Origin of the sequence: Burkholderia cepacia GG4, from assembly GCF_000292915.1 — a bacterium.
Taxonomy (GTDB): domain Bacteria; phylum Pseudomonadota; class Gammaproteobacteria; order Burkholderiales; family Burkholderiaceae; genus Burkholderia; species Burkholderia cepacia_D.
On record NC_018513.1, the window covers coordinates 967,382 to 988,181 of the forward strand.

At 68.8% G+C, this 20,800-nt stretch carries 21 protein-coding genes; 9 read left to right on the plus strand and 12 right to left on the minus strand.

Annotated elements, in window-relative coordinates:
• Positions 1-60: 60 nt before the first annotated feature.
• A complete protein-coding gene (gene argF, locus GEM_RS04345) occupies positions 61-990 on the minus strand; it encodes an ornithine carbamoyltransferase (protein ID WP_014896237.1) in 930 nt (309 codons plus the stop codon).
• Between the two features lie 413 nt (positions 991-1,403).
• Between argF and GEM_RS04350 the strand changes: the two genes are divergently transcribed.
• Positions 1,404-1,724 (plus strand): DUF3579 domain-containing protein, encoded by a 321-nt coding sequence (locus GEM_RS04350; protein ID WP_014896238.1) that lies wholly within the window; start codon positions 1,404-1,406, stop codon positions 1,722-1,724.
• Between the two features lie 160 nt (positions 1,725-1,884).
• Here GEM_RS04350 and rpsT read toward each other — a convergent pair whose 3' ends face one another.
• The gene (rpsT, locus tag GEM_RS04355) at positions 1,885-2,157 is read right to left on the minus strand and encodes a 30S ribosomal protein S20 (RefSeq protein WP_006482211.1); all 273 of its coding nucleotides are present in this window, start codon (positions 2,155-2,157) and stop codon (positions 1,885-1,887) included.
• Positions 2,158-2,460: 303 nt separating this feature from the next.
• Between rpsT and murJ the strand changes: the two genes are divergently transcribed.
• The gene (murJ, locus tag GEM_RS04360; protein ID WP_014896239.1) at positions 2,461-4,011 is read left to right on the plus strand and encodes a murein biosynthesis integral membrane protein MurJ; all 1,551 of its coding nucleotides are present in this window, start codon (positions 2,461-2,463) and stop codon (positions 4,009-4,011) included.
• 8 nt (positions 4,012-4,019) lie between these two features.
• On the plus strand, positions 4,020-4,862 hold the full coding sequence (locus GEM_RS04365; RefSeq protein ID WP_014896240.1) for a SirB1 family protein: 843 nt from the start codon (positions 4,020-4,022) through the stop codon (positions 4,860-4,862).
• A gap of 76 nt (positions 4,863-4,938) precedes the next feature.
• Here GEM_RS04365 and GEM_RS04370 read toward each other — a convergent pair whose 3' ends face one another.
• The 5 genes from GEM_RS04370 to lpxK all read right to left on the minus strand — a co-directional run bounded on the left by GEM_RS04370 (position 4,939) and on the right by lpxK (position 8,877).
• Positions 4,939-5,697 (minus strand): SDR family NAD(P)-dependent oxidoreductase, encoded by a 759-nt coding sequence (locus GEM_RS04370; protein ID WP_014896241.1) that lies wholly within the window; start codon positions 5,695-5,697, stop codon positions 4,939-4,941.
• A gap of 197 nt (positions 5,698-5,894) precedes the next feature.
• The gene (gene adk / locus GEM_RS04375) at positions 5,895-6,557 is read right to left on the minus strand and encodes an adenylate kinase (RefSeq protein WP_014896242.1); all 663 of its coding nucleotides are present in this window, start codon (positions 6,555-6,557) and stop codon (positions 5,895-5,897) included.
• Between the two features lie 206 nt (positions 6,558-6,763).
• Entirely contained in the window at positions 6,764-7,555 is a 792-nt protein-coding gene (gene kdsB / locus GEM_RS04380) for a 3-deoxy-manno-octulosonate cytidylyltransferase (RefSeq protein WP_014896243.1), read from the minus strand.
• A 109-nt stretch (positions 7,556-7,664) separates the two neighbouring features.
• Positions 7,665-7,868, minus strand: coding sequence for a Trm112 family protein (locus GEM_RS04385; RefSeq protein WP_014896244.1), 204 nt, complete (start codon positions 7,866-7,868; stop codon positions 7,665-7,667).
• Positions 7,849-8,877, minus strand: coding sequence for a tetraacyldisaccharide 4'-kinase (gene lpxK / locus GEM_RS04390; protein WP_014896245.1), 1,029 nt, complete (start codon positions 8,875-8,877; stop codon positions 7,849-7,851). The genes GEM_RS04385 and lpxK overlap by 20 nt, the downstream gene beginning before the upstream one ends.
• Before the next feature lie 450 nt (positions 8,878-9,327).
• Here lpxK and xseA point away from each other — a divergent pair, with 450 nt between their 5' ends.
• Positions 9,328-10,710 carry an exodeoxyribonuclease VII large subunit gene (gene xseA, locus GEM_RS04395; RefSeq protein WP_014896246.1) on the plus strand — a complete coding sequence of 461 codons (1,383 nt, stop codon included), beginning with the start codon at positions 9,328-9,330 and terminating at the stop codon, positions 10,708-10,710.
• A 227-nt stretch (positions 10,711-10,937) separates the two neighbouring features.
• Positions 10,938-11,516: a superoxide dismutase [Fe] gene (gene sodB / locus GEM_RS04400; protein WP_014896247.1), complete on the plus strand. Its 579-nt coding sequence runs from the start codon at positions 10,938-10,940 to the stop codon at positions 11,514-11,516.
• A gap of 111 nt (positions 11,517-11,627) precedes the next feature.
• On the opposite strand, the gene chrA is transcribed toward sodB, so the two are convergent.
• Complete coding sequence (chrA, locus tag GEM_RS04405) at positions 11,628-12,839, minus strand: chromate efflux transporter (protein ID WP_041490449.1); 1,212 nt, start codon at positions 12,837-12,839, stop codon at positions 11,628-11,630.
• 95 nt (positions 12,840-12,934) lie between these two features.
• Complete coding sequence (locus tag GEM_RS04410) at positions 12,935-13,642, minus strand: Crp/Fnr family transcriptional regulator (RefSeq protein ID WP_014896249.1); 708 nt, start codon at positions 13,640-13,642, stop codon at positions 12,935-12,937.
• 81 nt (positions 13,643-13,723) lie between these two features.
• On the opposite strand from GEM_RS04410, the gene GEM_RS04415 reads away from it, so the two are divergent.
• The 3 genes from GEM_RS04415 to GEM_RS04425 all read left to right on the plus strand — a co-directional run bounded on the left by GEM_RS04415 (position 13,724) and on the right by GEM_RS04425 (position 16,029).
• The gene (locus tag GEM_RS04415) at positions 13,724-14,248 is read left to right on the plus strand and encodes a DUF962 domain-containing protein (RefSeq protein ID WP_014896250.1); all 525 of its coding nucleotides are present in this window, start codon (positions 13,724-13,726) and stop codon (positions 14,246-14,248) included.
• Positions 14,241-15,296 (plus strand): 2-dehydropantoate 2-reductase, encoded by a 1,056-nt coding sequence (locus GEM_RS04420; protein WP_014896251.1) that lies wholly within the window; start codon positions 14,241-14,243, stop codon positions 15,294-15,296. The genes GEM_RS04415 and GEM_RS04420 overlap by 8 nt, the downstream gene beginning before the upstream one ends.
• A gap of 118 nt (positions 15,297-15,414) precedes the next feature.
• Positions 15,415-16,029: a class I SAM-dependent methyltransferase gene (locus GEM_RS04425; RefSeq protein WP_014896252.1), complete on the plus strand. Its 615-nt coding sequence runs from the start codon at positions 15,415-15,417 to the stop codon at positions 16,027-16,029.
• A gap of 15 nt (positions 16,030-16,044) precedes the next feature.
• On the opposite strand, the gene GEM_RS04430 is transcribed toward GEM_RS04425, so the two are convergent.
• Both GEM_RS04430 and mdtD read right to left on the minus strand, forming a co-directional pair.
• Positions 16,045-17,319 carry an EAL domain-containing protein gene (locus GEM_RS04430; protein ID WP_014896253.1) on the minus strand — a complete coding sequence of 425 codons (1,275 nt, stop codon included), beginning with the start codon at positions 17,317-17,319 and terminating at the stop codon, positions 16,045-16,047.
• 173 nt (positions 17,320-17,492) lie between these two features.
• Positions 17,493-18,929 (minus strand): multidrug transporter subunit MdtD, encoded by a 1,437-nt coding sequence (gene mdtD / locus GEM_RS04435; RefSeq protein ID WP_014896254.1) that lies wholly within the window; start codon positions 18,927-18,929, stop codon positions 17,493-17,495.
• A gap of 224 nt (positions 18,930-19,153) precedes the next feature.
• Here mdtD and GEM_RS04440 point away from each other — a divergent pair, with 224 nt between their 5' ends.
• A complete protein-coding gene (locus GEM_RS04440; RefSeq protein WP_014896255.1) occupies positions 19,154-19,477 on the plus strand; it encodes a DUF2917 domain-containing protein in 324 nt (107 codons plus the stop codon).
• On the opposite strand, the gene GEM_RS04445 is transcribed toward GEM_RS04440, so the two are convergent.
• Positions 19,450-20,682 (minus strand): citrate/2-methylcitrate synthase, encoded by a 1,233-nt coding sequence (locus tag GEM_RS04445; protein ID WP_014896256.1) that lies wholly within the window; start codon positions 20,680-20,682, stop codon positions 19,450-19,452. The two genes, GEM_RS04440 and GEM_RS04445, sit on opposite strands and share 28 nt — an antisense overlap.
• Positions 20,683-20,800: the final 118 nt, after the last annotated feature.

Genomic DNA, 20,800 nt, shown 5'->3' on the forward strand with positions numbered 1-20,800 from the left:
ATCGGCGCTTTTTTTCACCCGCGGCCGGGTTCCGGCGGCGCGTGAGTACGGGACGTGCGGTCAGTGCTTGAGGCGGCCGAGCAGCAGGAACTCCATCAGCGCCTTCTGCACGTGCAGGCGGTTTTCCGCCTCGTCCCACACGACGCTCTGCGGGCCGTCGATCACGCCGGCCGTCACTTCCTCGCCGCGGTGCGCGGGCAGGCAGTGCATGAAGAGTGCGTCCGGGTTCGCGTGGCCCATCATTTCCTCGTCGACGCACCAGTCGGCAAACGCCTGCTTGCGTGCTTCGTTCTCGGCTTCGAAACCCATGCTCGTCCACACGTCGGTCGTCACGAGATCGGCGCCCTTGCACGCTTCGTTCGGATCGTCGAACACCTCGTAGAACGGCGCGCTGTCCGGCGACACGAGCTTCATGTCGAGCGCATAGCCGGGCGGGGTGGACAGGCGCAGCTTGAAGCCGAGGATCTGCGCAGCTTCGATCCACGTGTAGAGCATGTTGTTCGCGTCGCCGACCCATGCGACGGTCTTGCCGGCGATCGGGCCGCGGTGCTCGTAGTACGTGAAGATGTCGGCGAGCACCTGGCACGGGTGGTATTCGTTGGTCAGGCCGTTGATCACCGGCACGCGCGAATTCTCGGCGAAGCGCGTGATCACGTCCTGCTCGAACGTGCGGATCATGATGATGTCGACCATCCGCGAGATGACCTGTGCGGAATCCTCGACCGGCTCGCCGCGGCCGAGCTGCGTGTCGCGCGTGCTCATGAACACCGCGTGGCCGCCGAGCTGGAAGATGCCGGCTTCGAACGACAGCCGCGTGCGCGTCGAGCTCTTCTCGAAGATCATCGCGAGCGTGCGGTCGTGCAGCGGGTGATAGGTCTCGTAGTTCTTGAACTTGCGCTTCAGGATACCCGTGCGTTCGAGCACGTACTCGTAGTCTTCCAGCGAGAAATCCTTGAACTGCAGGTAGTGACGAATGGTTTTGGCGGTCATGAAGCGAAATACGACGGATCTCGCCCGGCAGCGGGGCCGGACGGCGCCGCCGTCGGGTGTGGATAACTCAAAGCAGCATAAAGGATTTTCTGTGCTTTGACGAGCCGCGACGAAAAGCGGGGAGCGATCGACTCGGGCGAGCGAGGGCGTCGGAAGAGGGGGCTCGGGACGACGCGCGATGGCGCGCTGCGGTATAATTCAAAAGTTTTCTCCAGCCCGGCAGGCAAGCCTTTTCGCGCTCTGCCGGACACAAGCCATGCGCTGCACAAATCCGGTGCGGCGCGCCGGCGGCACGCATCGACGGCCTGTTTTCGGGATATCGAAGCGCTTGTGCTGCCGTCGACTCCAGCTTTGTGTTCGCGTATCCAGGCGCCGTCGCCTGGACATCGCCGGGCCGTCACTTGGGTAACCACATGGCTGAAACCCCTCCGACCGAATTCTTCATCCAGGGCATTACGAAAGACGGGAAAAAGTTTCGCCCGAGCGACTGGTCGGAGCGTCTGGCCGGCGTGATGGCTTGCTTCGGGCCGGGCGCGAGCGGGCCGAACGCGCGCCTGAAGTATTCGCTGTACGTGCGCCCGACGATGCTCGGCGACCTGAAATGCGTGATCCTCGATTCCCGGCTGCGCGACATTGAGCCGATGGCGTTCGATTTCGTGCTGAACTTCGCGAAGGACAACCACCTCGTCGTCACCGAGGCGTGCGAGCTGCCGGACTACAACGAGAAGAAGTGAGTTCGACGGGCGGCGGCGCATGCCGCGCCCGTGCTGGCGATCGCTGCGCGTGAGGCGCGGGCGACGCACAGCAAAAAAAGCCCGCCTAGGCGGGCTTTTTTGCGATCGCAGGAAACAGGAGCGCCCGCCGAAGCGGGCACCCTCGCCGGTCGCACCGGATTTACGCTGCTGCCTGCAGGCCCTTGACGGCTGCGGCGAGGCGGCTCTTGCTGCGAGCGGCCTTGTTCTTGTGAACGATCTTCTTGTCGGCGATCGTGTCGATCGTCTTCACGGCAGCCTTGAACAGCTCGGCAGCCTTTGCCTGGTCGCCGGCTTCAACAGCCTTGCGAACCGACTTGATCGCGGTACGGAATTTCGAGCGCAGTGCCGAGTTGTGCGAATTTGCCTTCGCGGCTTGGCGGGCGCGCTTGCGTGCTTGTGCGGAGTTAGCCATGACGGTTCCTTATCCTGTCCTGTTTCCAGAGCTTGGAGCCTGACGGCCAAGCGCTGCTTTTCGATCCGTCCCCTGAGAACGATTGCCCAGGGGCGCATAAAAAAACGGTGAGTTTAACCGAGGCCGAGACATGAAAACGACAGGCGCCGTGCATGTAACAGGCTCAGAAACCGGCGATTATAGCAACAAAATCAAGCGTGTGGCAAGTTCAACGTGAGATTCGCCGGCGAGGCACCGGCGGCGCACGTGCTTTTCGGCATCCGTCCGTGCCGGGACACGCAACGTCCGTATAATAAGCGCCCCATGAATCTATTCCGAGCCCTGCTGACGGTCAGCGGCTTCACGTTGCTGTCGCGCGTGACCGGACTGGCCCGCGAGACGCTGATCGCCCGTGCGTTCGGCGCCAGTCAATACACCGACGCGTTCTACGTCGCCTTCCGCATTCCGAACCTGCTGCGCCGCCTGTCCGCCGAAGGCGCGTTCTCGCAGGCGTTCGTGCCGATCCTGGCCGAGTTCAAGAACCAGCAGGGGCACGATGCGACCAAGGCGCTCGTCGACGCGATGTCGACCGTGCTCGCCTGGGCGCTCGCCGGGCTGTCGGTCCTCGGGATCGCCGGCGCGTCGTGGGTCGTGTTCGCGGTCGCCTCCGGTCTGCATACCGACGGGCAGGCGTTCCCGCTCGCGGTCACGATGACGCAGATCATGTTCCCGTACATCGTGTTCATCTCGCTGACGACGCTCGCGTCCGGCGTGCTGAACACCTACAAGAGCTTCTCGCTGCCGGCTTTCGCGCCGGTGCTGCTCAACGTGGCGTTCATCGCCGCGGCCGTGTTCGTCGCGCCGCACCTGAAGGTGCCGGTGTTCGCGCTCGCGTGGGCCGTGATCGTGGGTGGCGTGCTGCAGTTCCTCGTGCAGCTGCCGGGCCTGAAGAAGATCGACATGGTGCCGCTGATCGGCCTCAACCCGGTGCGCGCGCTACGTCACCCCGGCGTGAAGCGCGTGCTCGCGAAGATGGTGCCCGCGACGTTCGCGGTGTCGGTCGCGCAACTGTCGCTGATCATCAACACCAATATCGCGTCGCGGCTCGGGCAGGGCGCGGTGTCGTGGATCAACTACGCCGACCGCCTGATGGAATTCCCGACGGCGCTGCTCGGCGTCGCGCTCGGCACGATCCTGCTGCCGAGCCTGTCGAAGGCGCACGTCGACGCCGATACGCAAGAGTATTCGGCGCTGCTCGACTGGGGGCTGCGCGTCACGTTCCTGCTCGCGGCGCCCAGCGCGCTCGCGCTGTTCTTCTTCGCGACGCCGCTCACCGCCACGCTGTTCAACTACGGCAAGTTCGACGCGCACACCGTCACGATGGTCGCGCGCGCGCTTGCGACCTACGGGATCGGTCTCGTCGGCATCATCCTGATCAAGATCCTCGCGCCGGGCTTCTACGCGAAGCAGGACATCAAGACGCCCGTGAAGATCGCGATCGGCGTGCTGATCGTCACGCAGATCTCGAACTACGTGTTCGTGCCGCTGATCGGCCACGCGGGCCTGACGCTGAGCATCGGCGTCGGCGCGTGCCTGAACTCGCTGCTGCTGTTCCTCGGGCTGCGCAAGCGCGGCATCTACCAGCCGTCGCCGGGCTGGCCGCGCTTTTTCGTGCAGCTCGTCGGCGCGGCGCTCGTGCTCGCGGGGCTGATGCACTGGAGCGCGATCAGCTTCGACTGGACCGGCATGCGTGCGCAGCCGCTCGATCGCATCGCACTGATGGCTGCGTGCCTCGTGCTGTTCGCTGCACTATATTTCGGTATGTTGTGGGTGATGGGCTTCAAATACGCTTACTTCAGAAGGCGCGCCAAGTGACGACCGCAATGACCCGCGTCCTCGACTACTTCAGCACGCTCGTGGCGGACGACGACAGTCTGCCCGTCACGGAAACCGCGCTGTCGCTCGCACAGGACGCGTATCCCGACCTCGACCTGCAGGGCACGCTGGCCGAACTCGACGTGCTGGCCGCGCGGCTGCGCCGCCGGCTTGCCGACGACGCGGACCTGAAGGGCCGCGTCGCCGCGCTGAACGAGTTCTTCTTCCGCGAACTCGGCTTCGCGTGCAATCACAACGATTACTACGACCCCGATAACAGCCACCTGAACGCGGTGCTGAAGCGGCGGCGCGGGATTCCGATCTCGCTGTCGGTGCTGTATCTGGAGCTTGCCGAGCAGATCGGCGTGCCGGCGCGCGGCGTATCGTTCCCCGGCCATTTCCTGTTGCGCGTGACGCTGCCCGACGGCGACCTGATCATCGATCCGACCAACGGCCATTCGCTGTCCGAAGCCGAGATGGTCGAGATGCTCGAGCCGTACGTCGCGCGTGCGGCCGGCGCGGTCGACAGCGCGTTGCGCGCGCTGCTGCAGCCGGCCACGAGCCGCGAGATCATCGCGCGGATGCTGCGCAACCTGAAGACGATCTATCTGCAGACGGAACGCTGGCAGCGGCTGCTCGCGGTGCAGCAGCGGCTCGTGATCCTGTTGCCCGAGCATCTCGACGAGGTGCGCGATCGCGGCTTCGCCTATGCGCGGCTCGATTACCTGCGCCCGGCGCTCGAGGATCTCGAGCAGTATCTCGGCGAACGGCCGGATGCGGACGATGCGACCGTCGTCGAATCGCAGGTGACCGAATTGCGACAGCGGATGCAGCGCGACGGCGAGGACTGAGCCGTCGCGGTATCGCCGGAGCCTGGAACAAAAAAACGCCCGCATCGCGGGCGTTTTTTGTTTGCAGTCGTTTGTATTACTTCGGTTGCATCCGGATCGCGCCGTCGAGACGGATCACTTCGCCGTTAAGCATCGGATTCTCGACGATCTGGCGCACCAGCATCGCGTATTCGTCAGGCTTGCCGAGCCGCGACGGGAACGGCACCATCGCGCCGAGCGCGTCCTGCACGTCCTTCGGCATGCCGAGCAGCATCGGCGTCTCGAACAGCCCGGGCGCGATCGTCATCACGCGGATGCCGCTGCGCGACAGGTCGCGCGCGATCGGCAGCGTCATGCCCGCGACGCCGGCCTTCGATGCCGCGTATGCGGCCTGGCCGATCTGCCCGTCGTAGGCGGCGACCGAAGCGGTGCTGACGATCACGCCGCGCTCGCCGCCTTCGTTCGGTGCGGTCGCGGCCATCGCGGCCGCCGCCAGCCGGATCATGTTGAAGGTGCCGACCAGGTTCACGTTGATCGTCTTCGCGAACACGTCGAGCGGATGCGCGCCGTCCTTGCCGACGGTTTTCGCGGCGGGCGCGATGCCCGCGCAGTTCACGAGGCCGCGCAGCGTGCCCGCGCGCGTCGCGGCGTCGACGGCAGCCTGCGCGTCGGCCTCGCTCGACACGTCGCAGCGCACGAATACGCCGCCGAGCTCGCTCGCGAGCGCCGCGCCGCCCGCCTCGTTCAGGTCGGCGAGCACGACCTTGCCACCTGCCTGCGCGAGCATCCGGGCCGTTCCCGCGCCGAGGCCCGATGCGCCGCCGGTGATCAGAAAGACGTTGCCGCGAATCTCCATGACTGTCTCCTTGGTTGGGTCCGATGCCGGTCGATCGGTTGAAGGGCAGGTGCGCCGGCTCACCGGGAGGGCGCACGCGTTCGATCGATTGTACGGGGCGCCGTTGCGCGGCGGCTGGACAAGCACGGTCGTGCGAATCCCGGACGGGCAAAAAAAAGCCGCCCGGACAGGGCGGCTTGCGGTGCGCGACGCAGTGCTTACTTCAGTGCGTCGAATGCGCGCTCGCGGATTTCGTCGACGCTGCCGAGGCCCGAGATCTTGCGATACTGCGGTGCCTTCAGGCCGTTTTCCTCGCCGCGCTCTGCCCAGTCGCCGTAGTACGTGATCAGCGGCTTGGTTTGCGCTTCGTACACTTCGAGACGTTTCAGGACGGTTTCTTCCTTGTCGTCGTCGCGCTGGATCAGCGGTTCGCCCGTCACGTCGTCCTTGCCCTCGACCTTCGGCGGGTTGAACTTCACGTGATACGTGCGCCCCGATGCCGGGTGCGTGCGGCGGCCGCTCATGCGCTCGACGATTTCCGAGAACGGGACGTCGATCTCGAGCACGTAGTCGATTGCGACGCCGGCTTCCTTCATCGCGTCAGCCTGCGCGATCGTGCGCGGGAAGCCGTCGAACAGGTAGCCGTTCGCGCAATCGGTCTCTTTCAGGCGCTCCTTCACGAGGCCGATGATCAGCGCGTCCGGCACGAGCTTGCCGGCGTCCATGTAGCCCTTCGCCTCGACGCCGAGCGGCGAGCCGGCCTTGACGGCTGCACGCAGCATGTCGCCCGTCGAGATCTGCGGGATCCCGAACTTTTCCTTGATGAAGTTTGCCTGGGTGCCCTTTCCCGCGCCGGGCGCGCCCAACAGGATCAAACGCATGGTGATATCTCCGGTATGTAGATTCGTATGGCGAGACGCAAATGCGTCGGCGACAGCGTGCGCGGGACTTGCCTGGCGCGCGGCGGACCGGTCTGATGCGGCGCGCCGGGGTGAGCGACGCGCGGCTGCCGGAAGGGCCGCGGCGGGGTCAAGCGAGGACGCGCAGGTCGCGGACGGCTCGCACAATCACCTGATTATGCCACGGGTTATTTTGAACCCGGCCGAAAAAGGGCCTGCACGCGTGCGAGATCGGCCGGCGTGTCGATGCCGGCTTCGGGTGCGTGCTCGGTGATCAGCACCGCGATGCGCTCGCCGTGCCACATCGCGCGCAGCTGTTCGAGCTGCTCGGCCTGCTCGATCGGCGCCTGCGCGAGCGACGGATAGGTGCGCAGGAAACGCGCGCGATACGCGTAGAGGCCGATGTGACGATAGACCGGAAAGGCAGGCGCAGGCATCGACGCGACGTCGGGCCAGTGCGGCAGGTACGCGTCGCGGCTCCACGGAATCGGCGCGCGTGAGAAGTACATCGCGACGCGCCGCGCGTCGAGCGCGACCTTCACGATGTTCGGGTTGAATACGTCGGCCGCGTCGTGGATCGGGTGCGCGGCGGTCGCGATCGCGCAGTCCGGATGCGCGGCGAGGTGCGACGCTACGTCGCGCACGAGCACCGGGTCGATCAGCGGCTCGTCGCCCTGCACGTTGACGACGACGGTCTCGTCGCTCCACCCGAACGTCGCGGCGACTTCCGCGAGCCGGTCGGTGCCGGACGGATGGTCGGCGCGCGTCAGCACCGCTTCGAAGCCGTGATCGCGCGCCGCGTCGAGCACGCTCTGCGCGTCGGAAGCGACGAGCACCTGCTGCGCGCCCGCTTCACGCGCGCGTTCGGCGACGCGCACGACCATCGGCTTGCCGCCGAGGTCGGCGAGCGGCTTGTTCGGCAGGCGCGTCGACGCGAGCCGGGCAGGAATGACGGCGATGAAAGGCTGCGGATGAGTCATCGGGGCTGGGCGGTGAGAAGAGCGGGGCGGGCGGCGCGTCGAAGGCAGGCCGCCCGGCAGGTTCGGCACCCGGCCGCGGCGAAGCGCGGCCGGTGCGCCGGTGCGGCGTTTAGCTGCCGGCCGGGCCCGCCGGGTCGACCGGCGTGCCTTCGACGGTCTGGCGCGCTTCGTCGACGAGCATCACGGGGATGCCGTCGCGGATCGGGTAGGCGAGCTTGTCCGCGTTGCAGATCAGCTCCTGCGCGGCGCGGTCATAGTGGAGCGGGCCTTTGCAGATAGGGCACACAATGATTTCAAGCAGGCGAGCGTCCACGGAGTTTCTCCACAACGAGGGCAATGAGGCGAGGATCGAGCGCGGCTTCGACGGGGACGACCCACAGCCGAGCGTCGCGCCAGGAAGCGCCCAATTTTACTGCATCCTTCTCCGTGATCAGGATCGCGTCGACCGCGTCGTCGACGAACGGATTGTCGGCGAACGCGTAATGGTCGGGCAGCGCGCGCGTCGCCGGCGCGAGGCCGGCCGCGCGCAGCGTCGCGAAGAAGCGTTCCGGCGCGCCGATGCCGGCCGCGGCGAGCACGCGTTCGTTCGCGAATTGCGACAGCGGGCGGCGCAGCGCCGGTTGGTCGAGGTGCCACGCGGCGCCCGGTGTGAGCGCGAGCGAATAGGTGTCGGGCCACGGCGGCAGCGCGCCGCTGTACGGATCGTTGACGAGCGTCGCGTCGCGGTGGCGCGACAGCGGCTCGCGCAGCGGCCCGGCCGGCAGCAGGAAGCCGTTGCCGCCGAGCCGGTGGTCGAACACGACGAGCTCGACCGTGCGCGCGAGGCGGTAATGCTGGAGGCCGTCGTCGCTGACGATCACGTCGACCTCCGGATGCGCGGCGCGCAGCGCCTGCGCGGCCGCGACGCGGTCCGGACATACCCAGACGGGCGCGCCGGTGCGGCGCGCGATCAGCAGCGGTTCGTCGCCGGCCGCGCTCGCGCGCGATGCGGGCGTGACCGCGGTCGGCGCCTTCACGTTCGCGCCGTAGCCGCGCGACACGACGCCCGGTTTGTAGCCGGCCGCGCGCAGCGCATCGACGAGCGCGATCACGGTCGGCGTCTTGCCGGTCCCGCCGACGGTCACGTTGCCGACCACGACGACGGGCACGCCGACGTCGAGCGGTTGCTTCCAGCCCTGCGCATAGGCGGTGCGCCGCAGCGCCGCGCACAGGCCGAACACGCATGCGAACGGCGTGAGCGCCCAGGCGAGCGCGCCGCGTCGCTGCCATTCGCGGGTCAGGCGCGCTTCGAGTCGCGCGAGCGGGCCGCCGGGCGCGCTCATCGGGCCGGGCGCGGCGCGTCGTGCGCCGCGGCGTGGGACGGATTCGTCAAGACGGATTCTCCGTTGGGCGGCACATGCCGCAAGGTCTTCGGAAGGCGGCACTCTAGCGCGCCGCACGCGGGCGCGGCAAGCGCGGCCGGGCAACCCGCCCGATGGGGCCGGATCGAATCGGCCTGTGGATAACTCTGTGAAAAACTCCCGACCCGGTCGCATCAAACGCCCGCCGGGTGGACGTTGAATCGGAGGCGAACAAAACCGTAAGGTTTAAAAATCTATAAAAATCAATGCGTTGTATGGATTTGTCTGGATTTTTTCGCCGTTTTTAAGCGTTTTTGGCGGACGCTTGCCAGAGTGTGGACACCTTCCGCGCGTCGCGGTGCAGACGGCCGACGCTGGACGTCGCGCGCTTGTCGGACTATCGTGTCGCCGCCAGCATTCATCCGATCGCACATGCTTTCCGACTCTCCTTTTTCCGCTCCCGGCGCCACCCGTGGCGGCGACGAAGTGATTCCCGTTTCGGCGCTCAATCGCGCGATTTCGACGATGCTCGAGCGCTCGTTTCCGCTGCTGTGGATTTCGGGCGAAGTATCGAATTTCACGCGCGCGGCGAGCGGCCACTGGTATTTCTCGATCAAGGACCAGCAGGCGCAGATGCGCTGCGTGATGTTCCGTGGCCGCGCACAGTACGCCGAATTCACGCCGCGCGAAGGCGACCGGATCGAGGTGCGCGCGGTCGTCACGATGTACGAGCCGCGCGGCGAAGTGCAGCTCAACGTCGAGGCTGTGCGGCGCACCGGGCAGGGGCGCCTGTATGAGGCATTCCTGCGCCTGAAGGCGCAGCTCGAGGCCGAAGGGCTGTTCGCGCCCGAGCGCAAGCGGCCGCTGCCCGCCCATCCGCGCGCGATCGGCATCGTCACGTCGCTGCAGGCCGCCGCGCTGCGTGACGTGCTGACCACCCTTGCGCGGCGCGCGCCGCACGTCCCGGTGATCGTCTATCCGGCGCCGGTGCAGGGCGCGGGCGCGGCCGAGAAACTCGTCGCGGCCGTGCAGGCCGCGAACGCGCGGCGCGAGGTCGACGTGCTGCTCGTGTGCCGCGGCGGCGGCTCGATCGAGGATCTGTGGTCGTTCAACGACGAAGCGCTCGCGCGGGCGATCGCGGCGAGCGAGCTGCCCGTCGTCAGCGGTGTCGGCCACGAAACCGATTTCACGATCGCGGACTTCGCAGCCGACCTGCGCGCGCCGACGCCGACCGGCGCGGCCGAGCTCGCGAGTCCGCAGCGCGCATTGCTGCTGCGCGAGGTCGCTGACCGCCAACGCGCGCTTGTGCGCAGCCTCGAGCGCGGGCTCGAGCAGCGTGCGCAGCAGCTCGACTGGCTCGCGCGCCGGCTCGTCAGCCCGGCCGAACGGCTGCGGCGGCAGCGCACCCATGTCGAGCAGCTCGCGGTGCGGCTCGCGTCGGCCGCGTCGCGGCCGGTGCGCGATGCGCGAGCGCGGTTCGCGCTGGCGCAACTGCGCTGGCAGCGCGTGCGCCCCGACCCGGCGCAGGCGCGCCAGGCGCTCGCGGTGCTGTCGCAACGGCTCGCGGTGGCGCTGCAGCGCCGTCACGAACGCGATACCGCGCGGGTCTTCGCATGCGCGGCGCGGCTCGAGGTGCTGAGCCCGCAACGCACGCTCGAGCGCGGCTATGCGGCGCTGATCGACGCGCAGACCGGCCGCGCGGTGCGCGCACCGAACGCGCTGAAGCCGCAGCGGCGCCTGACCGTGCATCTCGCCGAGGGCTCGGCCGACGTGACGCTGGCCGACGTGCAGCCGCGGCTGACCGACACGATCTGACGGCGCCGGCGTAAGCGAAACGAAGGTCGCGCGCCGGACGTACCGAACCCGGGAACGGATGCTGCGCGCAGCGTCGTCTCATCCTGCCGGACGAAGCGTCAACGCCGATTTTCCGCATACCGCGGATAAATGCCCGGTGAGTTTGCGGGGATATTCGGACTCGCCTACAATCGGACGCTCGGCAGCATTCAACACAGCCTCCCTACATACTCAACGAAGGAATCGCCATGGCTCATACGCTCCCGCCGCTCCCGTACGCTGAAGACGCACTCGCGCCGACCATCTCGAAAGAGACGATCGAGTACCACTACGGCAAGCATCACCAGGCTTATGTGACGAACCTGAACAATCTGATCCCGGGCACGGAATTCGAAAACCTGTCGCTGGAAGAGATCGTGAAGAAGTCGTCGGGCGGCATCTTCAACAACGCCGCGCAAATCTGGAACCACACGTTCTTCTGGAACAGCCTGTCGCCGAACGGCGGCGGCGCACCGTCGGGCGCGCTGGGCGACGCGATCAACGCGAAGTGGGGTTCGTACGACGCGTTCAAGGAAGCGTTCTCGAAGGCCGCGGTCGGCACGTTCGGTTCGGGCTGGGCATGGCTCGTGAAGAAGGCCGACGGTTCGCTCGACATCGTGTCGACGAGCAACGCCGCTACGCCGCTGACGACGGCCGACAAGGCACTGCTGACGATCGACGTGTGGGAACACGCGTACTACATCGACTACCGCAACGCACGTCCGAAGTTCGTCGAAGCGTTCTGGAACATCGTGAACTGGGACTTCGCAGCGAAGAACTTCGCGTAAGTCCCGGCGTCCTGCGCGCCGTCGCGGCGCGCGGTACCGCGAAAAAAAGCCCTCGTCTCGAGGGCTTTTTTGTTTTTGCCGGGCGCGCGCGACTGCGCGCCATTCGTCGGATCAGGCGATCGTCCCCGACAACCAGCCAAGCGCCGCGCTGGCGATCACGACGGCCCATGGCGGCACGCGCCAGAACGCGAGCGCGACGAACGCGACGAGCGCGGCCGCGAAATCGCGCGGCGACCCGATCGTGTCGGTCCAGACCGGGTGGTAGAGCGCGGCTAGCAGCAGCCCGACGACGGCCGCATTCACGCCCGCGAGCGCGGCCTGCATGCGCGTGCTGCGGCGCAGGCGTTCCCAGAACGGCGCGGTGCCCGCGACGAGCAGGAACGATGGCGCGAAGATCGACACGAGCGCGATCGTCCCGCCGAGCCAGCCGTTCGGCGCGTCGCGCAGCGAAGCGCCGAGGAAGGCCGAGAACGTGAAGAGCGGCCCCGGCACGGCCTGTGCGACACCGTAGCCGGCGAGGAACGCCGAATCGCCGACCCAGCCCGGCGCGACCACGGTGGCCTGCAGCAGCGGCAGCACCACGTGCCCGCCGCCGAACACCAGCGCACCGGTACGGAAGAATGCGTCGACGACGGCGAGCGTGCGCGAATGGAGCGCGCCCGCCGCGAACGGCAACGCGACGAGCAGCGCGGCGAACAGCACGAGCCACAGCACGCCTGCGCGGTGCGACACGTGCAGCGGCAACGGATCGTGGGCGCCGCGCGCGGGCTGCGGCAACAGCACGAGACCGGCTGCCCCCGCCGTGACGATCACCCCAACCTGCAGCCATGCGGCCGGCACGAGCAGCGCGATGCAGGCTGCGACCGCCATCAGCGTGGCGCGGCGCGCATCCGGGCACAGCGTGCGCGCCATGCCCCACACCGCCTGCGCGATCACCGCGACCGACACGATGCGCAACCCGTGCAGCGCGCCGGCCGCGATCGGCATGCCCGTCGCGTGCATGCCAAGCGCGAACAGCATCATCAGCAGCGCCGACGGCAGCGTGAAGCCGAGCCAAGCGGCGAACATCCCCGCATAGCCGGCACGCGAAAGACCGATCGCCATTCCGACTTGGCTGCTGGCCGGCCCGGGCAGGAACTGGCACAGCCCGACGAGATCCGCATACGCGCGCTCGGTCAGCCAGCCGCGCCGCGTAACGAATGCGTCGCGGAAGTAGCCGAGATGCGCGACGGGGCCGCCGAACGACGTGAGGCCGAGCCGCAGGAAGGCGACGAACACGGGCCATGCATGACGGGGAGGGGCGGTGACGGTCGACGTGTTCAAGAGCGGGGGCGGGAAGAGGGCGAGCCGCCACGATAGCGCAACGCGATGACGGCGCACATGCGGTATTACGGTATTGCGGCGCTTGCGCGGCGGCGTCAGTACGTGCCGTCGGGCAGCCCGCTCGCGCGGCGCAGCGCGTCGACGTCGACGAGTTCGATCTCGCCGACATGCAGCCGCACGACGCCGTCGGCCTGCAGCGCCTTCAGCAACTGGTTGGTGGTCTGCCGCGTCAGCGACAGCATCGATGCGAGCTTTTCCTGCGACAGCCGGATGTGCATGCGGCCGGCGCTGATCCCGCCGTAGCCGCTGGCGATCATCAGCAGCCGCACGGCGAGCCGCTGCGCGGCCGGCATCACGCTCATCGATTCGACGGTCAGGAAGCTCAGCCGGAGCTTTTGCGCCATCAAGAGGGCGAACTGCCGCCAGTATTGCGGCGTCGTGTCGAGAATCGCAAGCAGCGCGGCCTGCGGGACGTGCAGCAGCAGCGTGTCGTCGAGCGCGATCGCGTCGTGGGTGCGCGGCTGGCCGTCGAACAGCGCGATTTCGCCGAACCAGGTGACGGGTTCGGCGACCGTCAGCAGCGCTTCCTTGCCCTGCTGATCGACCGCACCTATGGTGAGGGAACCGGCGAGGACCGCATACAGCCCGCACGGCGGGTCGCCGCGCCGGAACAGCGCATGGCTGGCCGGCAGGCGCCGCAACGCGGCGCGGGCGAGCAGGTCCGCGCGCAAGGCGGGCGGCAGCGCGGCGAACCACGGATTCGCTTCGATCTGCGGCAGATAGGTGGCGAGTGACGAGAGCATGGGCACGCGATGTCGGGTAGCTGACAGAGGTTCTCGGGCGTGACGCGCATCATAGCGCTCAACGATCGTTCAGGAGACGCCATGAAGACGCTTGAAGACCACCTTTCCCAGTATGCGGCCTACCATCGCGACGCGCGCAACATCGCGACGCACCTGGTCGGCATTCCGATGATCGTGTTCGCAGTCGAGGTGCTGCTGTCGCGGCCGGCCATCGGCATGCTGGCCGGCGTCGCGCTGTCGCCGGCGCTGCTGCTAGCCGTGGCGTTCGCGGTGTTCTACCTGCGCCTCGATCTGCGCTTCGGCGTGGTGATGACCGTGCTGTTCGCGCTCGGCCTGTGGGCCGCGCAGACGCTTGCGCTACTGCCGACCGCGCAATGGCTCGGGATCGGCATCGGCGCGTTCGTGGTCGGCTGGATCGTGCAGTTCGTCGGACACTGGTTCGAGGGGCGCAAGCCGGCGTTCGTCGACGATCTGGTCGGTCTGATGGTCGGGCCGCTGTTTGTCGTCGCCGAGGTCGCATTCTTCGCGGGCCTGCGCGGCGACGTGCGCCGCGAAGTCGAGCGGCGCGCCGGGCCGGTGCACGGCGGCGCGCACTCGCATGTCTGATGCGGCGGCCGGGCCGGTCTGCGTGTTCGGCGCGGGCGCGGTCGGCTGCTATCTCGGCGGCCGGCTGGCGGCAGCGGGCACGCACGTGACGTTCGTCGGCCGCGCGCGGATCGGCGCCGCGATTCGTGTGCACGGGCTGACTGTGACCGACCAGCGCGGCTATCGCGCGACGCTCGCGCCGGCGGAGGTCGCGTTCTCGACCGAGCCGGCCGCCGCGGCCGCCGCGCGGCTCGTGCTGGTCGCGGTGAAGTCGGCCGCGACGCATGACGCCGCGCTGCAGCTGGCCGGCGTGCTGCGGCCCGGCACGGTCGTGATCTCTTTCCAGAACGGTTTGCACAACGCCGACGTACTGCGCGATGCGCTGCCGCAAGCGGCCGTGCTGGCCGGGATGGTGCCGTTCAACGTGATCGAGCGCGGGCCCGGCGCATTTCACCAGGGTTCGGCCGGCACGCTCGCGGCCGACGCGTCGCCCGTGCTGCGGCCGTTCGCCGGCGCGTTCGCGCGCGCCGGGCTGCCGCTCGCGCTGCACCACGACATGCGCGCCGTGCAATGGGCGAAGCTGCTGCTGAACCTGAACAACGCGGTCAATGCGCTCGCGAACCTGCCGCTGCGCGACGAACTCTCGCAGCGCGCGTACCGGCGCTGCGTCGCGCTTGCGCAGCGCGAAGCGCTGCACTGGCTGGCGCGCGCCGCGATCCGGCCCGCGCGGCTGACGCCGTTGCCGGCCGCGTGGATCCCCGCCGTGCTGGCGCTGCCCGATACCGCGTTTCGTGCGCTCGGTGGCCGGATGCTCGCGATCGATCCGCTCGCGCGTTCGTCGATGTCCGACGATCTGGCCGCGCGCCGTGCGACCGAAGTCGACTGGATCAACGGCGAGATCGTCCGGCTGGCCGCGCGCTTCGGTGCGCGGGCGCCGGTCAACGCGCGACTCTGCGCGCTCGTTCACGACGCGGAAACGGCGGCAGCGCGGCCGGCCTGGCACGGCGATGCGCTGTGGGCCGAGCTGACCGCGCAGGCGTCGCGCGCGGGCGACGTGCGGGCGGTGTAGGTCCGTGGATGGCCGGCTTGCGTCGCGGACGCGGCGCGCCACACCACACGCGATGCGCAACGGCTAAGATGCGAGGAGCGTCACACGACCAGACAGACGGCTACGCGGAGCAATCGCCATGGTGGATCGCCCGACTCTCGATGCCTACGAAGCCCATGCCGCGCAATACGCGCAGGACTGGCTCGACCAGGCCGCCCCCGACGACATGTATGCGCTGCTCGAGCAATATTTCTCGCCGGGGCCGACTGCCGATGTCGGCTGCGGCGCGGGGCGCGACACCGCGTGGCTCGCTTCGCAAGGATTCGACGTGCGCGGCTACGACGCGAGCGCCGCGCTGCTCGACGAGGCGCGCCGGCGCCACCCGGCGCTGACGTTCGAGCTGGCCACGTTGCCGGCGCTTGCCGGCGTACCGTCCGGCGCGTTTCGCAACGTGCTGTGCGAGACGGTCGTCATGCACCTCGAACAGGCGGATGCGGCTGCGGCTGCCGCGCGGCTGGCCGCGCTGCTGATGCCCGGTGGCACGCTGTATCTCAGTTGGCGGGTGGCCGGAAACGGCGCCCTGCGCGATGAGCGCGGCCGCCTGTACACGCCGCTCGATTCAGCGCGCATGCACGCGGCGCTCGGTAGCGCCATGCACGTGATCGACGAGCACGAGGTGGTCAGCGCGTCGTCCGGCAAGCGCGTGCACCGGCTGATCGTGCGCCGTGCCGATGACATCGATGGCGCCGCGTGAGCGCGGCGCGCGCGTTCATTCGCGGTTGAGTGCCGCTTCCCAGTTGATGTCGACGCACAGCACCTGCATGCCGGACGCGGCCGGCGCGGCGACCGACGCGGTCACGCACAGGTGCGCCTCGTTGATCGACAGGTACGGCGGTGTCAGGTGCACGCGACCCGGCGCGCGCATCGCGTGGATGAAGTAAGGACGGCGCTCCCAGCTCGCCCCTTCCGAATGCAGCAGCGGCCGGAAGCGTTTCGCACGCTGCGACACGCTGCCGCGCGCGAGCACGTTGTCGCCGATCTGGCGGCCGGACGCATCCAGCAGGAAGCAGCGCGCGGTCTCGGGCAGCCCGAGCACGGCGCCGGCGGCGTCCAGCAGCGACTCGCCAGCGGCGAGCTTCTGGCTCGCTTCCTCCAGCGCGGCGACGTACGGCGCGAGGCGCTCGGCCTGCGTGCGCTCGCGTTGCGCGACGCGCAGCCGCAGCGCGGCCGACAACGTATCCATGCAGCCCGCGGCGGCCTGTGGCTGGACCGGGTCGACGCTCGGTCCGGCGAAGTACTGTCCCTGCACGAAATCGACGTCGCATTCGAGCGCGATCAGCGCGTCGCGCTCGGTCGAGAGCCCGCCCATCAGCACGAGTTGCCCGGATTCGTGCAGCAGCGACACGAGCCCCGGCAGCACGCGCTCTAGATGCGAGTGTTCGCTCGCCTGCGCGAGGATCCCGCGGTCGAGCGAGACGATGTCGGGGTGCAGGTGCCACACGCGGTCGATGTTCGAATGCTTCGCGCCGAAGCCGCCGAGCGCGATCAGGAAGCCGGCCTTGCGCAGCCCGTCGACGATCGCCGCATAGCGCGGCGTCTCGCCGCCCGCCTGTTCGGGCACCTCGAGCACCACGCGATGCGGCGGCAAGCCGAGCGCCTTCAGGTTCGCGAGCAGCGCGTCGCCGTAGATGGTGTCCATCAGCGCGGCCGGGTGCAGGCTCAGGAAGAGCCATTCGTCGTGGCTGTCGAACGCGTGGAAGTTGCCGAGGTGCAGCGATTCGGCGAGCCGGCCGAGCTCGAGCAGGTCGCCGCGCCGCGCCGCCTGCGTGAACACCTCGTGCGACGCGACCTGGCGGCTGTCCTCGTCGTGTGCGCGCAGCGACGCGTGATAGCCGATCGCGCGGCGGTGCGACACCGAGAAGACGGGCTGGAACACGCTGAACACGGTGTACGCGCCGTACAGCACGGTGCGCCGCTTGCCGTCGTCGCCGGCGACGGGGCGGGGCGGCTGGAAGCCGGGTGGATCGATGTCGATCATGCTCATGATGTCGGCCGAAGGAAGACTGCCAGTTTACCTACAGAATAGGCGAGCAAGAAGCATGCACGGCATCGTGCCCCATGCGGCGGCCCGTCGCGGCCCATGGCTGCCGCGTGGTGCAGCCGCGCTGCACCGCCATGGTGCGCGCTGCGCCGGCGTGGCGATTGCAGCGGCGCGCGTCACGCGCGCTCGGACGGGTCGGTCTTGTGCGAGCGGCCGCGGATTTCCGGCGCGAGCTGCGCGAAGATCCACGCGGACGCGGCCGTGATGATCCCGACGCAAATGAAGGTCGCATGGAACGCAGGCAGCGTGTTGCTCGGCGTCACCGTGCGCAGCATCCCGGTGAAGGTCGCCAGCAGCGCGCCGGCGACCGTGACGCCGAGACTCATCGACAGCATCTGCACCAGCGAGAACAGGCTGTTGCCGCTGCTCGCGCCGCCGGTGCCGAGATCCTTCAGCGTCAGCGTATTCATCGCGGTGAACTGCATCGAGTTGAAGCCGCCGAACAGCGCGAGATGGACGACCTTCACCCACACCGGCACCGTGTCGCGCATCAACGCGAAACTCGCCATCATCACGCCGACCATGATCGTGTTCGCGAGCAGTACCTTGCGGTAGCCGTGCTGCGTGATCAGGCGCGTGATGATTCGCTTCGAGAACATCCCGGCCGCCGCGACCGGCAGCATCATCAGCCCCGCCTCGAACGCCGAATAGCCGAGGCTCACCTGCAGCAGCAGCGGGATCAGGTACGGCATCGCGCCGCTGCCGATCCGCGCGAACAGGTTGCCGAGCAGGCCGACGCTGAACGTATGGATCTTGAACAGTTCGAGCGAGAAGATCGGCTGCGGCGCGCGCACCGCGTACAGCCCGTACGCGACGAAGCATGCGAGGCTCAGGATCAGCAGCACCAGCACGGCCGCGTGCTGCATGCCGAGATCGGCGAGCCCGTCGAGCGACAGTGAGATCGCGACCATCCCGATCGTCAGCAGCAGATAGCCCTTCAGGTCGAAACGGCCGACGGCCGGGTTGCGCGAATCGGGCATCGAGTAGAACGTCGCGACGCAGCCGGCGATGCCGACCGGCACGTTGATCAGGAAGATCCAGTGCCACGACGCGATCTTCACGAGCCAGCCGCCGAGCGTCGGGCCGATCAGCGGGCCGATCAGCCCCGGAATCGCGACGAACGACAGCGCGGGCAGGTAGCGTTCGGCCGGGAACGTGCGCAGCACCGCGAGCCGTCCGACCGGCAGCAGCATCGCGCCGCCCACCCCCTGTACGACGCGGAATACGACCAGCTGCTGCAGCGTATGCGCGTTCGCGCACAGCAGCGAGCCGAGCGAGAACACCAGGATCGCGCTGAAGAACACGCGTCGCGTGCCGAACGTGTCCGCGAGCCAGCCCGAGACGGGAATCATGACCGCCATCGTCAGCGAGTACGCGATCACGACCGACTGCATCCGCAGTGGCGATTCGCCGAGACTCACCGCCATCGACGGCAGCGCCGTGTTGACGATCGTCGCATCGAGCGTCTGCATGAAGAAGCCCGTCGCAACGAGCCAGAGCATCACGGTGAGGTTCTTTTCGCCGGGCGCGGCGGCGGGCGGGGGTTGGAACATGAAGGCGGGCCGGTGGCGCAAGACAGCCGTCATTGTAGGGAAAGCCGCTGCGCCGCGCAGGGTCGGGCCCGTCGGGGCGACGGCCGGCACGCGGCAGCGGGCGGATGCCCGTCCGCCGATCGACCGGTACAGTTCAGCCGAAACTGTCTGCAGGCGTATCTGTCCGCGTGCTGCCACTGTCCGAAATACTGGTGCCATCGAACCCACGCGACCCGGAGGCGGCCATGCGCGAACTGCGACTCTACGAGATGGACGGCAACGAGCCGGCCGGTCGGTGGCGGATCGTCGATCGTACCGTGCTGCAGGTGGCGGACGGTGATCTGTGGGTGACGGTCGAAGGCCGGCCCGACGATCACTGGCTGCGTGCCGGCGAGTCACTGACGCTGCTGCCGGGCGTACGCGTGTGGATCAGCGCGGCGGCCGGCGGCGCGGTGTTCTCGTTCGGCCCGCAGGCGGCGCCGGCCGTACTGGCCGCGCAGGCGTGGTGGCGACTGTTTGCTCCCCGGCGCGGCGGTCGCGGTCAGGCGGCCGCGTCGCTGCCGACGTAGCGCGCGCGGGGCCGGATCAGCTTGCCGTCCGCATATTGTTCGAGCGCGTGCGCGATCCAGCCCGCGGTGCGGCCGGCGGCGAACAGCGTGAACGCGGCGCCGTCGGGCAGTGCGAGCGTGCGCTCCAGCACCGCGAGCGCGAAATCGATCGCCGGTCGCAGGCCGGTCGCCGCTTCGACGCGCGTGGCCAGCGTACGCGCCGCGCGTAGCGGCGCCTGGTCGGGCAGCGCGGCATGGAGCGCGTCGAGCAATGCCCGCGCGCGCGGATCGCCGTCGGGATAGAGCGGGTGCGCGAAACCGGACAGCGCCGTGCGCGCGCCGTCAGCGCGCTCGTCGTGCGCGAGTCGCAGCGCGAGGTAGCGGTCGAGGTCGGCCGCGCGCGCCGCTTCGTCGAGCAGGGCGCCCGCGCGGAACGTCTCGCCGCCGTGACGCGGACCCGACAGCGCCGCGAGACCGCCCGCGATCGCGCCGAACAGGTGCGTGCCGGTCGACGCGATGCAGCGCACCGCGAAGGTCGATGGATTCAGTTCGTGATCGGCGCACAGCACGAGCGCGCGGCGCAGCAGGTCGGCATCGTCGCGCCGTCGGATCCGCCACGCGGCGGCGAGCTGCCGATGCACGGGCGCGTCGCTCGGCGCGATGCCGGCGAGCGCGGCCGTCGCGACGCGCAGCAGCAGCGTGGCCGTTTCAATCTGCGCGTCGCGCCCCTGTGCCCACCGGCGTGGCAGCGCTGCGGCCGCGGCGGGCAGCAGCACCAGCGTGCGCTCGAGCGGCGCGAGGTGCGCCCAGCGGCGTGCCCAGTCGTCCCACTGCGCGGCGTCGAAACAGGCCGCCGCGAGCGAAGCGGCGGCGAGCCGTGCGGGCGGGCAATCCCACAGCCGTGCGGCTGTCTCCTCGAGCGTCGCGTCGCCGGCGAGCGCGATTGCATCGGCGCCGCGGTAGCGCAGGCGGCCGTCGGCGATCTGGGTGATCCGCGATTCGAGCACGGGCACGCCCCAGTCGAGCGACCGTTCGGCGACGCCGCCCGCGCGTTTCGCATCGGCGCGGCGGCGCGCGAGCAGGCGCACCTCGTCCGCGTCGTAGCGGCGGCGCTTGCTTGCGCCGTCGGGCAGCGAGCGCAGCAAGCCGCGGCTGACATACGCATAAAGGGTGCTCACGCTGACACCGAGGATGCCGGCGGCTTCCGGCGCGCTGAGGGACGTCATGCCGATCGCTCCTGTCGGGGCGCATGAAGCGCGGCCCGGCTACAACTATTCGTTATGCCTTGATTCGCGCAATCAAGATTGATCGTGCGCGTCGCGAATTCTAGACTCGATTGCGTGT